Source organism: Halorutilus salinus, from assembly GCF_026242195.1.
In the GTDB taxonomy this organism is placed as follows: Archaea; Halobacteriota; Halobacteria; order Halobacteriales; family Halorutilaceae; genus Halorutilus; species Halorutilus salinus.
In genome coordinates this window covers 120,319-133,628 of record NZ_RKLV01000003.1, presented here as the reverse complement: position 1 = coordinate 133,628, position 13,310 = coordinate 120,319, and the positions used below count along the sequence as shown (strand labels likewise).

The 13,310-nt window shown below is 61.3% G+C and carries 16 protein-coding genes; 8 read left to right on the top strand and 8 right to left on the bottom strand.

Going from position 1 to position 13,310, the window contains the following annotated elements; genetic code table 11:
- Positions 1-10: 10 nt before the first annotated feature.
- Positions 11-553, bottom strand: coding sequence for a DUF7504 family protein (locus EGH25_RS04070; RefSeq protein ID WP_266086373.1), 543 nt, complete (start codon positions 551-553; stop codon positions 11-13).
- Positions 550-1,374 (bottom strand): GAF domain-containing protein, encoded by an 825-nt coding sequence (locus EGH25_RS04065; protein WP_266086372.1) that lies wholly within the window; start codon positions 1,372-1,374, stop codon positions 550-552. Before EGH25_RS04065 ends, EGH25_RS04070 begins: the two co-directional genes overlap by 4 nt.
- A gap of 71 nt (positions 1,375-1,445) precedes the next feature.
- Between EGH25_RS04065 and EGH25_RS04060 the strand changes: the two genes are divergently transcribed.
- The 5 genes from EGH25_RS04060 to ftsZ all read left to right on the top strand — a co-directional run bounded on the left by EGH25_RS04060 (position 1,446) and on the right by ftsZ (position 4,992).
- Positions 1,446-2,162, top strand: coding sequence for a DUF2103 domain-containing protein (locus EGH25_RS04060; protein ID WP_266086371.1), 717 nt, complete (start codon positions 1,446-1,448; stop codon positions 2,160-2,162).
- Positions 2,163-2,385: 223 nt separating this feature from the next.
- A complete protein-coding gene (locus tag EGH25_RS04055; RefSeq protein WP_266086370.1) occupies positions 2,386-2,823 on the top strand; it encodes a CopG family ribbon-helix-helix protein in 438 nt (145 codons plus the stop codon).
- 1 nt (position 2,824) lies between these two features.
- Positions 2,825-3,412, top strand: a complete 588-nt coding sequence (locus tag EGH25_RS04050; RefSeq protein WP_266086369.1) for a double zinc ribbon domain-containing protein — start codon at positions 2,825-2,827, stop codon at positions 3,410-3,412.
- Between the two features lie 205 nt (positions 3,413-3,617).
- Positions 3,618-3,794, top strand: a complete 177-nt coding sequence (locus EGH25_RS04045) for a ribbon-helix-helix domain-containing protein (RefSeq protein ID WP_266086368.1) — start codon at positions 3,618-3,620, stop codon at positions 3,792-3,794.
- 1 nt (position 3,795) lies between these two features.
- Positions 3,796-4,992, top strand: coding sequence for a cell division protein FtsZ (ftsZ, locus tag EGH25_RS04040; protein ID WP_266086367.1), 1,197 nt, complete (start codon positions 3,796-3,798; stop codon positions 4,990-4,992).
- Positions 4,993-5,047: 55 nt separating this feature from the next.
- On the opposite strand, the gene EGH25_RS04035 is transcribed toward ftsZ, so the two are convergent.
- Both EGH25_RS04035 and EGH25_RS04030 read right to left on the bottom strand, forming a co-directional pair.
- On the bottom strand, positions 5,048-5,797 hold the full coding sequence (locus EGH25_RS04035) for a bacteriorhodopsin (RefSeq protein WP_266086366.1): 750 nt from the start codon (positions 5,795-5,797) through the stop codon (positions 5,048-5,050).
- Positions 5,798-5,987: 190 nt separating this feature from the next.
- Positions 5,988-6,905, bottom strand: coding sequence for a TIGR00269 family protein (locus tag EGH25_RS04030; RefSeq protein ID WP_266086467.1), 918 nt, complete (start codon positions 6,903-6,905; stop codon positions 5,988-5,990).
- A 499-nt stretch (positions 6,906-7,404) separates the two neighbouring features.
- On the opposite strand from EGH25_RS04030, the gene EGH25_RS04025 reads away from it, so the two are divergent.
- Positions 7,405-7,833 (top strand): Lrp/AsnC family transcriptional regulator, encoded by a 429-nt coding sequence (locus tag EGH25_RS04025; protein ID WP_266086365.1) that lies wholly within the window; start codon positions 7,405-7,407, stop codon positions 7,831-7,833.
- A 37-nt stretch (positions 7,834-7,870) separates the two neighbouring features.
- Positions 7,871-8,062: a DUF7333 family protein gene (locus tag EGH25_RS04020; protein ID WP_266086364.1), complete on the top strand. Its 192-nt coding sequence runs from the start codon at positions 7,871-7,873 to the stop codon at positions 8,060-8,062.
- 43 nt (positions 8,063-8,105) lie between these two features.
- On the opposite strand, the gene dph2 is transcribed toward EGH25_RS04020, so the two are convergent.
- Complete coding sequence (gene dph2 / locus EGH25_RS04015) at positions 8,106-9,095, bottom strand: diphthamide biosynthesis enzyme Dph2 (RefSeq protein ID WP_266086363.1); 990 nt, start codon at positions 9,093-9,095, stop codon at positions 8,106-8,108.
- Between the two features lie 112 nt (positions 9,096-9,207).
- Here dph2 and EGH25_RS04010 point away from each other — a divergent pair, with 112 nt between their 5' ends.
- Entirely contained in the window at positions 9,208-10,650 is a 1,443-nt protein-coding gene (locus EGH25_RS04010) for a dihydrolipoyl dehydrogenase family protein (protein WP_266086362.1), read from the top strand.
- Here EGH25_RS04010 and purN read toward each other — a convergent pair.
- From purN to EGH25_RS03995, 3 genes are all read right to left on the bottom strand, one after another.
- Complete coding sequence (purN, locus tag EGH25_RS04005; RefSeq protein WP_266086361.1) at positions 10,647-11,375, bottom strand: phosphoribosylglycinamide formyltransferase; 729 nt, start codon at positions 11,373-11,375, stop codon at positions 10,647-10,649. The two genes, EGH25_RS04010 and purN, sit on opposite strands and share 4 nt — an antisense overlap.
- 201 nt (positions 11,376-11,576) lie before the next feature.
- The gene (locus EGH25_RS04000; RefSeq protein ID WP_266086360.1) at positions 11,577-12,245 is read right to left on the bottom strand and encodes a DUF7979 domain-containing protein; all 669 of its coding nucleotides are present in this window, start codon (positions 12,243-12,245) and stop codon (positions 11,577-11,579) included.
- A gap of 45 nt (positions 12,246-12,290) precedes the next feature.
- Positions 12,291-13,268 carry a transcription initiation factor IIB gene (locus EGH25_RS03995; protein ID WP_266086359.1) on the bottom strand — a complete coding sequence of 326 codons (978 nt, stop codon included), beginning with the start codon at positions 13,266-13,268 and terminating at the stop codon, positions 12,291-12,293.
- Between the last annotated feature and the right edge of the window lie 42 nt (positions 13,269-13,310).

Here is a 13,310-nt window from a genome sequence, read left to right as displayed (position 1 = left end):
TTAACTTTTGCTAAGACATCCCTACGGTGTCGTCGAACAGGTTGCGCAGTGTGTTGACGGTGCGGTCGTCGTGCGCCTTGGGTGTAATACCGAAGTAGCCGACGCCGTCGGCGGCGGTTATTCTGCCCGTTAGAACGTTGAAGAAACGGTAGGCTGTGTTCAGGTCGGTGTACTGTAGAAGGCTCGTAACATCGTCGAAGTAGAGGTATACATCGTCGTCGTGTAGCTCGCTCAGAGCCTCGCCGATACGCATCGACAGTCCCGTCAGGTCGCCGGAGCTGGAGACGGTTCGGACGGTGTCGTAGCCGTTGTCGGCGCGTCCCTTGACAGATATAACGTGTACGGAGTCGGGTTCGCCGTACGTCCCTTCGAGAGCCTCGATACGGCGGTCGGTCTTCGACAGCAAGGATACGACCACGAAGGCTGTCTCGTCGCCCTGCCCGCGTCGCGCCGAGGGTAACGTGGAGGCGTCGGATTCGACGAGTACGTTCGACGGTCGTTCGAGAGACGGCGTCCTGTCCTTCTTCGGCGTCTCCTCCGTCTCCCTGCTCATCCTAACTCCTTTAGCAGGCTTATCTTCTCCGCGACCTCCTCGCCAAAGCTTCGTAGAAGGCGGCTTTCGTCGTCGTCGAGATCGCGCGGCTCGGCGTCCATTATGCAGAACGAGCCGACACGGACGCCTCCGATGTCCAAGGGCGCACCCGCGTAGAACCTCATGCCGAGTTCCCTAAGACGTTCGCGGTTCTCGAAACGCGGATCTTCGAGAACGTCACTGACGACCGTGACGCCTCCGTCGAGTATCTGATAGGCACAGACCGACTGTTCGCGGGGTAGTTCTTCGACCGAACCGCCGTGGCACGACAGAAACCGTTCGCGTCTATCGTTGACGACGCCGACGAAGCACATGTCGGTGTCGAAGCAGTAACGACCTATCTCCGAGATACGGTCGAACGCGCCACGTAGGTCGAGGCTTTCGACAACCTCGACCTCCGTGAGGCGTCCCTCCTCGTCGTCGGGGAGCGGGTACGAGACGTGGCTCCTTCTTTCGACGGCTGAACGCACGACGTCCGAAAGTACGTCGACCCAGCCGTCGCGTTTCGGAACGTGGTCGAAGACGTAGCCCTCGCCGACGCCGTCTACGTTGCCGACGAGGACACACGGGAGTTCGGGGTAGTCGGCGCAGACGGTTTCGAGCACGGCGGCGTTGTCGTCGTCCGTACCGTCCGAAGGGTCGTATACGACGCAGTCGATATCGTCAGCCGGGAACGCGTCCTCGATCCGGTTCGGGGTGACGGATCGGACGTTGAACGCGTCCGAACCTGCGAAGCCGTCGGGTATGTTATGTGGGTTCCCGACCCAGAGAACCTCTGTCATCACGTTGTTTTCTCACCGGTCGCACAAACAGTTTCCGATGAGGTTATTCGGAGCAAGTACGAAGAGGATGCATGGACTGCCGGCGTTGCGCGTCGCCCCTCGAACGCCCCGGCGACTACTGTCTCGTCTGTAAGACACGTAACGCCGACGCCGTTCTCGTCGATATAGATACACAGACAGCGGTCGTAGTCGCCGCGCTCGAAGGCGATGTCGTCTCGGAACGTACTGTCAAGACGGAGGCGCACGACGAGGATCCTGAGCGCGAGGTCGCCCTACGTAACCTCGTGGGACGCGCGGGCGACGAGGTTCGGCGTAAACGCCCCGACGAACTCTACGTCCGTGGCGAACGCGAAGCCGTCGCGCGTCTCAGGGGGGAAACACCAACACGCGTCGTACGCGTATCCGAGGACGCCCCCTACGACGAGGTCTTCGGTGACGAAACAGAGGCGCTCGAAGTCGTGGACGCCGACCCCGCGGAGAAGATAGGCGGAAGCCATTCGACGCTCATCGGCGGACGCGACGGAAGACGCGCCGTAAGACACGTCGCAGGACACGGACACGTAAAGAAGGTGATACCCGGACCCATAGACGCGAGCGGTCGAGGTTCGCAAGACAGCTTCGGGGCGAAGGTCACACGCGCGGGCGACGACGGCAACCTACGTCTCCTCCTCCGCGACGGTTCGAGCGTGCAGGAGAACCGCGTCGTAACCACCGCAGGGGAACGCGAGACGGGCGAACGCGTCGGCGAGGAGCTAAACGCGTCGCTCGCCGAGGCTGGCTACGCGTAAGACAGAACGGTCGGAGACGGGTTTCGTGTGTTACGCCGTGTGGTGAGGGAGGATACCGACAGCATCGAAGGAGACGTACGTACACCAAATCCGGACGCTCGTTCATTCTGTCTCGGTTCGAGAACGTAATCCGGGTACGAGAAACGTCTCAAGCCGGACGTGTAAGCCGTTCGTATGACATCCCACAGAAAGCTTATAACCCTGTCACACTCAATAAGGGACAATGGGTCGAATAAACGTCCGTGTGGACGAGGATCTCCTCGACGAGGTCGACTCACAGGGCGACGTACGTAGCGACGTCGTACGCGACGCCCTGAAGCAGTACCTCGGTAAGGAGGACGTAAGACACGACGAGGAGGAGCTTGCGGACGTCGTCGAGGGCGTGGTGGACAGGAAGATAGAGAACGATATCTACCCGCGCCTCGGAAAGATATACGACAGACTCGAACAGGGCGAAGGCGAAGAAAGGGCGGTTATCAACGTCGAGACGGAGGTGGACGACGACGTGCGCGAGTTCTACGACGGGTATACGCACGCCTTCGAAACCTCCGTAGGCGAGATAGCCGGGGAGCTACTCGAAGACCACGCGCGCGAGAAGTCCGACGAACTCCGCGAGGTATCGCCGAACGATCCGTCTTGGACGATCGAAACGGAGGGGTAAGATGAGGGACTCAAAGATAACCTTCCGCGTCAGCGACGACCTGCTCGAACGCGTCGACGGTATAGACGAGTCGCGTTCGGAGATAATGCGCGAGGCGCTCCGGTCGTACCTCGAAGGTGCGCGCGGGGGCGGAAACAGCCGAAGGGGCGGAGACGAGCGGGGCGAACCGGCGCGTAACACACGTCCAACGTTCGACAGCCTCGTGCGCGAGATGGTCGAAGAAGCCGTGGATGAGGCTGTGGAACGACGCCTCGGAAAGGAAGGCTCAGAGAGCGCGCGGGGAGGGCGCGAAGGCGTCAACGTAACCGTTAACATGCCCGAAGGCGGAGGTGTCGAGGGGCGCGCGCGAGGCGAGGAAGCCGACGCGGACGCGCGTCGTACGACGGACGAGGAAGATGTCGGCGCGCGTAAGACATGCCCACAGTGCGGCGAGGAAGTCGACGAGGAACACGTCCACTGCCCCAACTGCGGCGCGAAGGCGTCAGGGCGCGTCTTCTGCGACTGCGGCGACGAGGTGCGCACAGACTGGAGCTTCTGCCCATCGTGCGGACGCCGGACGCCCACGAGCCACGCGTTGAGCGGTGAGTAAGACAAAAAATATGACCGACGCGTATAATTTAGGTATTGTGTCCTCGGCTCCCGGACGTTTTGTCATACGTTTCGCCCAAAGTTTTATTAGCTCCGCATCTTAACACGTAATCTGTAAGACAAACGTCTTACAACGCGTGTGACACTGGGTCAAGTCACGCGTACGAAAGCTAAATACTGACCCGGGAGCCTCAAAGGTGGTACGTATGGAAAGGGTAACACTACGCATACCGGAACAGCAAGTAAAGGCGGTAGAAGCGCTCGTTGAAGAAGGAGAGTTCCCTAACAGGAGCGAGGCGATACGCGCCGCGGTGCGGACGATGGTCACGGAGAAGGACGGACACGAGAAGCTCAAGGAGAACAGGCGTATAGCGAGGGTTTAGGATGGAGGACATCGTACAGGACGCGCTCGAAAACGACGAACGCGAGAAGGAGTCGATGGGGGACGCCGATGACTTCGGCGACCCCAACATCGTCATCGTCGGCTGTGGCGGCGCGGGTAACAACACCGTCAACCGTCTGTACAACATCGGTGTCGAGGGCGCTGAAACAATCGCGGTCAACACCGACAAACAGCACCTTCAGATGATAGAGGCGGACACCAAGATACTCGTCGGCAAGTCGCTGACGAGCGGTCTGGGTGCTGGCGGCGACCCGTCGATGGGTAAACGTGCGACCGAGATGGCGCGCGGTACGCTCAAGGACATACTCGAAGGCGTCGACCTGTGCTTCGTAACCGCGGGGATGGGCGGAGGTACAGGCACGGGTGCCGCGCCCGTCGTTTCGAAGATAGCCAAGGAGCAGGGCGGTATCGTCGTCGGCATGGTCAGCATGCCTTTCGACGTCGAGCGCGCACGTACCGACAAGGCGCACGAGGGGTTAGAGAACCTCCGGAGCGAGGCGGACTCAACGATCGTGCTCGACAACAACCGTCTGCTCGACTACGTCCCTAACCTCCCTATCAGCAAGGCGTTCTCGGTGATGGATCAGATTATCGCAGAGACGGTCAAGGGGATAAGCGAGACTATCACACAGCCGTCGCTGATCAACCTCGACTACGCCGATATGACGACGATCATGAACCAAGGCGGCGTCGCGGTCATGCTCGTCGGCGAGACGCAGGAGCGCGACAAGTCGAAGGCTGTGGTCGAGGACGCGCTTAACCATCCGCTTCTCGATGTCGACTACCGCGGGGCGACGGGTAGCCTCGTACATATCACGGGCGGTCCCGACCTGACGCTCGGCGAGGCGGAGGGTGTGGCACAGAACATCACGGAGCGCCTCGGTGAGCGCGCAAACGTCATCTGGGGCGCGCGTATACGCGAGGAGTACGAGGGCAAGGTACGTGTCATGGCGATAATGACGGGCGTCGACTCGTCGCAGGTTCTCGGTGGCGACGGTGCCAAGAGCGGGGCGAGCATGGACGACGACAAGACGCCGACCGCCGACTCGATGTTCTCCGACGCCGAGGAACGCGGCGCGAACGCGGAAGGTTCGTCGGACGAGGGGACGTTCGGAACGAGCGACGGCGGACGCGACAAGCCCGAGAAGAACAGCGTGGATGTCGACGTTATAAGGTAGCCTGAGCCTTTTTGCGGAGTCCATCCTTCTTCACGAAACGGCGGACAGACGCGTCTCAGCCGTCGGCTTCGCGGGAGGCGTCCGAATCCATCGGGGACGAAGATACGACACGGTCGCGTTCGGCTCCGTAGAAGCCGTAGACACGGAGCGTCTCATGGCTACTCAGGAGTATGTAGCTGAAGACGACCTTCGACAGTATGTCGAGAACGACGAAGGCTACGCCTTCTGCGAGCGACGGTACGACGCCGAGGACGTTACCCCCGAGTAGCCAGACGACGGGGTAGAGGCTCCATACGACGACCGTGAGGTTACGGAGAGTCGTGTATACGTCGGAGACAGCGTCGGGCATCTCGGTCACGGCGGAGGAGAGCGAGCCGAGAACGAGGTACAGGAAGATCAGGTACGCCACGGAACCGACGCCGAACCAGACGGCTGTGGCGGAGAGCGACGGGGTGAGCGCGCCGAGCGTGGCGGTGATCATCATGCAGATATCGACGACAACGAGGGTGACGATGAGGCGTCTGCTCGCGTTGGCGACGAGACCGAGGAGGACGACGACGAGCGGCGTGGTCAGTATCCAGTCGATGTACCGCGCGATAAGAACCTCCTCGCCGCCGACCGTGACACGTCCCGTTCCGAGAGCCATGGCGAGGTAAGCCGTCGCGGCTATCACCGTGATCGAGATAGATATTACAAAGAAGCTCTGTTCGTACACGGCGACGTTCCTACCCAGCCATAGGTAGACGGCTGTACCGAGTAACATCGACAAAGCGCCCGCCCAGAGTGCGAGGGTATACGCCTCCATATCAGCCTCCTGCGCCGATCGCCGGCGTAACGGCGACGGAAGCCTGCGTCAACCCCGTCAAAACGGTATCCGCGGCTGGAGTTCCCACACGGACGGCTGTCCTACCACGGTAGACCTTCACCCAACCGTTCTCTTGCTCCACCGTACCGTCGGTTTGAGCGGTCGGTATAATAACGCTGTTGTATCGATCCTAATCCGCGACCTCAGAGCGCATCGAACACGCGCGGCAGAGATCGTTCTCCGCCGATGTGGGTTCGCCGCATCTGTCGCACGCGCCGACATCGGCTTCGTTCCAGTCGAGCTGGGAAGCTATCTCCTCGTACGCCGAGACGATAGAGTGACGCGTACCCGGACGGTCACGCTCGAACTCGATGAGAGTCTCGTGTACGTCGCGCCGTGTCGCGCCTTCTGCATTGGGACACTCTTCGAGGTAGACGGGCAGGCTCTTTAGCTGTGCATAGACGGCGACCTCCTTCTCAGGGATGTCGCGCATCGGCTTCGCACGCCGCACGAACTCGTCGGTCTCCTCCGTAGAGAGCGACGCCCTGTAGTGGCGCGCCATACGGTCGACGCCGCCGTCGAGGAAGTTCATCAGCGCCGTCCCCGCAACGTCGTCGAGGTTGTGCCCCATGAGAAGCTTCGTAGCGCCGAGTTCCTCGGCGTGACGGTTGAGAGCCGTCCGTCTGAAGACGCCGCAGTAGGAGCACGGCTTTCCTTCCGCCTCCGAAACAGCGCCGTCGACACGCACACCGAACTCGTCCTCGAACTCGGCGACCTCGTGACGCACGCCGAGATCGTCGGTGAGCCGGCGCGACGCCTCGATAGCGTCGTCGCGGTACCCGGCGATACCCTCGTCGAGCGTGAGGGCGATAATCTCGACCGACGGGTTCTCGTCGAACGTCCGCGCGAGAACGTCGAGTAGGACGGACGAGTCCTTGCCGCCGCTAAGACCCACGACCCACCGCTCGTCGCCTTCGAGCAGATCGTCCTCGCGCACCCTCGACTTTACGCGCGACTCCACGCTCTCGTACAGATGCGTCTCGCAGACGTGCTTTCCGCTGTACGCCTGACGCAGTACGGCGTCCTCGTCGCATAGCGAGCAGTTCACGGAGGAGAGACGCGTCTCGTGCCAATAGGGCTTACGTGTCGCGCCGTCGAGACCCACCGGCAAAAAGTTTATTATCTTCCATGATATATGTATAGATCCGGTCGACGGGAGCATACGGGACGGCCCTCTGTCGGCGCGTCCCCGGTTCGCCGGGACGTGTCGGTAAGGTCTGAGAACTAAAAACCGAACCGCCCTTCGACGGGCGACGAGGAGATAAGGTTCTCAGGAGAAGCGAAGGGGTTCGCCCACGGCTTCGGTCGAGGGCTTCGCCCCCCTCTGAGGGCGACGGCGTACCGTGAACAACGTCGCGTCGCCGCGCTCAGTGGAAGGCGGATGAGAAGACCAAGTAACGGACGGCGTGCCAAACGCCGTTCGTGAATCCGGCGAAAGCCGGAACGGTCGTAATGAACCTCGGAAAACGGCTCCTGTCCCGGTTCAAGCCGTCCGACCGGCTTTTCGGTTCGCAAACTATTTTTAACAGCAACGCAAAGAGACGTATGTGAGCAAGTCCTCGACGGAAGCGGAGATACTTGAGGTGCTGGAGGAGGACGCGAAGGCGTCGTACGGGGAGATAGCCGACGCTGTCGGGGTTTCCAAGCCGACCGTACGTAAGTACATACGCGAACTCGAAGACGAGGGGACGATACTCGGATACAGCGCAGAGGTCGACCCCAAGAAGATGGGGGGGCGCACCGTCTCTCTCGTGGGTATCGACGCCGAGAGCGACCGTTTCCTGGGTGTCGTCGAGTCTTTGAAGCGTATAGAGCCTGTACGTAAGCTCTACATCAGTAGCGGCGACCACGACCTGCTCGCCGAGGTCGTTACAAACGACAACTCGTCACTACGTGAGACGCTCGCCGACGAGGTCGACAGCGTCGAGGGCGTCGATGCGTCGCATCCCACCGTGTTACAGGAGCGCGTCAAGTAGACGCCAAAGTTAAGCCGGCGCGGGGCGTTTTGGACGTATGGAGTTCGACGAAAAGATAACAGCGGGACTGTTCGTGGTTCTGATAGCCGCCGGTGTAGGGGCGCTCGTCGGTATGCAGGTGATGCCGACAGACATCGTTCTGATGATGGTCGCGCCTTCGATGGCTATATTCGGCGCTGTGATGGTTGCGATAGGCGTAAAACACGGCGAGTACAGGGCGGCGGGCTGAGGCTTCTTCTTACTTCGCGGTGCGGGGTCGTCGTGACGCGCCGTCACCACGCGCCGTGGAAGGTATCGAAGGAGAGTTCGTCCCAGTCGCGTTCCCCGACGGCGATCTCAAACTCGGTGCGCGTCAGAACCGGGTCGTTGTAACGGGGTCCGTCGTCGGTGGTGATACGCGGACACGCCGTGTTGACGTACGCATCGGCGTCGAAATGTAGAAGGCGATCCTGTGTCACCTCGTCCATCGTTATGAGGTAGGTGTCGTCGTAGTTGTCGAGTATGTACTGGGCTATCTCCTCGCGGCGCTGTCCTATCTTGGTCGACAGAAGGACGCCCCAGCGGTCGGGATCGACATCGCGTGCGCGTGAGATCTCGGCGTACCTCTGTCGTATGAACTTCTCTCCGTCAACCTCGTGTACCTTGTCGTTGACGGGGTCGGCGACGACGAGAAGCTTGTCGGGGTGATCCATCGCGAGTCCGACGGGGTGGAAGTCGCCGCCTCCGAGGTACAGTACCTGCGGCGCTTCGGGTACGACCGACGTGTAGTTACAGCCGAGAACCTGTCCCTCGTTTTCGAGCCTGTTTCCTCCGCCCGACGATACGACCTCGAAGCCCTCGTCGACGAGGAGTTCGCGCGCCTCTTCGAAGACGTGTGAGTGTTGTGCGGTCGTGACGAGACAGACGGGTTCAGAGGCGTCGAGTTCCTCGGTCGCCTCACGCGTTATACCCTCGATAGGCGCGTCCGAACGCGACTTGACGTAGAGCACGTCCTTCGAGTCCTCGATAGGCGAATGTCCGAAATGGACGAGGATCTCCGTGTTACGCATAAGCCATTCATCGAGGTCGCACGCTCCGTAACACGGGTCGCCAGAGACGTAGAAACGCGCGTCGGTTCGGTCTTCGAGTGTGTCGACGACCGTCGTCGCTCTGCGTTTGAGACCCTGAGGGAACTGTAGACCCACCTTGTCGCATCCACGATCTTCGATCTCGTCGACGATACGGTCTATCTCGAAGCCGAAAGCCGACTCGTGTAGCTCCATCGTACGGTGCGAGGTGTTCTACGCGTATAACGGTTTAGAAGTAGGACTGCGGGCGTGCGTTGTCCTCGCAAAGACGCGAAGCCTAATAGGGCGCGCGCACCTTTTAGCAACTATGAAGGTAGCTGTCATAGGAGCGTACGGAAGCGCGGGTGTAGCGGTCGCCGAGGGGCTGGTCGACGCCGACGGTATCAGTCTCGTCCTTTTCGACGACGGCGAACCCGGCGGCGGTCTCTGTATACTACGCGGATGCATGCCGTCTAAGGAGGTTCTTTCGGGGGCGGCGCACCGTTATCAGGCGCGCGCGGACGAGAGGCTGACAGGTAAGGCGCACGAACTCGACCTCGACGAGGTTGTCGACCGGAAGGACGACCACGTTCTGGGCTTCGCCGAGCATAGACGCGACGCGGTTCATACCATGGCTGAGCGCGACGACGTCGAGTTCGTCCGCGAGACGGCGCGGGTGGTGGACGACACGACGGTGGAGGCGGGCGGAGACGAGTACGATGTCGATCGGGTGGTCGTCGCAACGGGTTCGTCCGTAAACGTCCCCGATCTTCCGGGGATCGAGGATGTCGGTTACATGACGAGCGACGACGTTCTCGACGCACGTTCGTTCGGCGACACGGGTGTCGTCATGGGGTTCGGAACGACGGGGATGGAGATGGTGCCGTACCTCGCAGAAGCAGGCGTCGACCTGACCGTGATAGAGCACGACGCCGCGCCCCTCGACTACGCCGACGACGGATTCGGGCGCGAGCTTCTGGAACTCTACCGCGACGAGTTCGGCGTCGAGGTTCTGACACACACGTACGAGCAAAGCCTCGAACCGACTGAAGACGGAGGCGTGCGTCTGCACGTCGAGGTCGGCGACGAAAGCGAGAGCGGAATCGGTTCGGACGAGTTCTACCAAGGCGAGGAGCACGTCATAGAGGCGGACGATCTTTACCTCTTTACAGGCAGAAAGCCGAACGTCGAAGGTCTTGGTCTCGAAAACGCCGGCGTCGAACCCACGGGCGACTGGGTAGACGGTACGCTCCGCGCGCGTGACAACCCGCGCGTCTACGCCGTCGGCGACCTAAACGGACGCGAGCCTATACTTCACGTAGCAAAGGAAGAAGGCTACCACACCGCGGAGAACATCATCGCCGAGAAGGAGGGACGCGAACCGCGCAGGTACGGCTTCACCAAACACCGCGTGACGTTCACGGGCGCGGGCGTCTACCCGTTCGCGCGTCTGGGTATGACGGAGGAAGAGGCACGCGAGAGCGGCGTCGACTACGTCGTCGCCGAGCGCGACGCCGCGAGCGACGGCGTGTTTAAGACCAAGGACGTGCCGCACGGACGCGCAAAGCTCGTCGTCGACGCGAACGACGGTACCGTCCTCGGATGGCAGGCTCTACATTACCACGCAGACGCCATGGCGAAGACGATGCAGGTCGTCGTCGAACTCGGTCTGGATGTCCGCGACCTGCCACACCGCGCGTACCATCCGACGACGCCCGAAATCTTAGACGGTCTGTTTCGGGAGACTGCGGAGAAGGTACGTGAATTCTAACGCGACATCACGAAAGGCGCGTCCTCTCCGTCGACCTCGCCCGTCTCTAAGTCGACGCGTCCGTCGGCGACGAGTTCGAGCACCTTTGCGAGCGCGGGACCGTCGCCGTCCCACTTCATCCACTCCTGATGCGCGTCAAGGTAGCCGTCGAGCGCCTCACCGTCGCGTTTGCGTAACGTCTCGACCATACCGCGTTCGACGGGAAACGGGCGCGAGACAACGAGCAAGGAGCCGTCGTCCACGTCCTCGGTGACGAGATGGACGGACGACCGTGTCTCCTCCTCTCCGGCGAGTACGGCGTCGCGCACGGCGTCGAAGCCCGTGTAGACGCGTTCGCCGTCGTCCTCGACGCGCAGGTCGGCGGGGTGGACGTTGACGATCGGGAACGCAGAGACGACGGGCGCGGTGAGTATACGCATGTAGCCCGAAAGGACGACAACGTCGGGTTCGTAAGGCTCGACGAGTTCGCGCGTCTCCGCGTCGAACTCCTCGCGTACGTCGAGGTCGGTCGTCGGCGCGCCGCGTTCGGCGTAGAAGGCTTCGAGGTCGTTCGTCTCGGCGGGCACGCCGCGTTCGCGGAGAACGTCGACACCCGGCGCGTCGGGCGAGTCTGTAAAGCCGCCCACGACCTCGTAGGCTTCGCCATACAACGGGTCGTCGTCGGCGAGATAACGGAAGCCGCTCGCGCCGCCCGAAAAGAAGACGAAGACACGTATCTCTGCCATATCCGAAAACCGTCCCTACAACGAATAAGTCTTGCCTCAGGGTCCCGCGACGTTCGGGTCGTAGTAGTCACCGCGGTACCGTATCAGGTCGCCGCCGTCTATCCGTTCCAGTACGGCATCGAGAGCGTCCGATCCGCCTGACGGCTCGGTGTACGAACCCGTTTCGGCGGCGTCGAGGACACGCCGCTGTTCGTCGGGAAGTTAGTCGGCGTCGATGGCGACGGCTTTTTCTTCATCGATGCGCCGCCGAAGTTGGGCGTCGTTATCGGCAACACGCTCGGTCGTCACGTCGAATCCTCTTTCCTCAAGTTGGCGCTCCTCAGCCGAGAGACGGTAGACGACGGAGTCACCGACAACCACGTACCTGTGTTCGGGTTCGGGGAGTAGCTCAGTCTCGTTCGGAGGCGAACGCACGGGAACGAAGTCGGGTACCGGCGAGTCGGGTTCCGGATACGCCGCACGCCGGTACGCGCGTACCACAGTACCGCGGTCGTCGCCGTACGCGTCGGGTTCGACGGCGTCCTCCGTCGGTGTGCCGTTGACGCGTTCGGCGCGTAGGATGTCTCTGTTCATGGTACGTGTCTCCGTTTCGTCCGTCTCGACACTGTAGTAAACACCGTCGTGTTCGACGTACCGAACCTCGTGGAAAGGCGGTCGCGGGTCGGCACCGTAGACGGTATAGCTACCTCCGTCGACGGTCGCTTCGACGGCGTCGCGCTCCCTTGCGTCGAGTTCGCCGGTCGAAGCCGCGTACTGTTCGACGGGGTTAACGCGTCTAAGCTGTAGGGCGCGTCCGGAGCCGAAGCCGAACTGACTGAGACAGCCCGTCGAGACGACGCCGGCGGAGGCGAGAAAGCCGCGTCTGAGCATACCGAAGGAACAGTTCCGCCGCCCAAATTCTTTGTGCGCCTGCGCCTACTGAAGTCCCATAACTTCCATCTGCTCCTGATACCGGTTGCGTATAGTGACCTCGGTGACGTTCGCAACCTCAGCAACCTCCCTCTGAGTCCTCTTCTGGTTACACAGGAGCGACGCCGCATAGATCGCCGCGGCGGCGAAGCCCGTCGGCGACTTGCCGCTTAGAAGACCTTTCTCGGAGGTCGTGTCGATAATCTCGCTCGCCTTCGACTGAACCTCTTCGGGAAGACCGAGTTCGGAGCAGAAACGCGGTACGTACTTCTTGGGGTCGACAGGCTCCATCTCCAAGCCGAGTTCCTGCGATATGTAACGGTAGGTGCGCCCGATCTCCTTGCGGTCGACGCGCGAGACCTCCGAGATCTCTTCGAGCGAACGCGGTATGCCCTCCTTACGGCACGCGGCGTACAGCGCCGAGGTGGCGACGCCCTCGATCGAACGTCCGCGTATCAGATCCTCCTTGAGCGTCTGCCTGTAGATGACGGAGGCGACCTCACGTACGGAGCGCGGAACGCCGAGGGCGGACGCCATCCTGTCGATCTCCGAAAGCGCGAACTGTAGGTTACGTTCGCTCGCGTCCTTCGTACGTATACGTTCCTGCCACTTCCTCAGACGGTGCATCTGGCTCCGTTTCTCCGACGAGATAGACCGCCCGTAAGCGTCCTTGTTCTTCCAGTCTATGGTCGTCGTCAGACCCTTGTCGTGCATCGTCTTTGTCGTCGGCGCACCCACACGTGACTTCTCTTGGTTCTCGGAGTGGTCGAAGGCACGCCATTCGGGACCCGGATCTATCTTGTCCTCCTCTATGACGAGTCCACAGTCGCCACAGACGACCTCGGCGCGCTCCGAATCAGACATGAGTTCGTCGGAGCCGCATTCGGGGCACTGCCGGGCTTCAACATCCTCGCCTTCAGCTTCCTCCTGTTCGACGGATTCGGCTTCGACTTCCTCCGTCCTCTGTCGGGTTGAGTTAGACATACGATAACCATATATACAGAGCGTACTTCTCCATTTAAACTC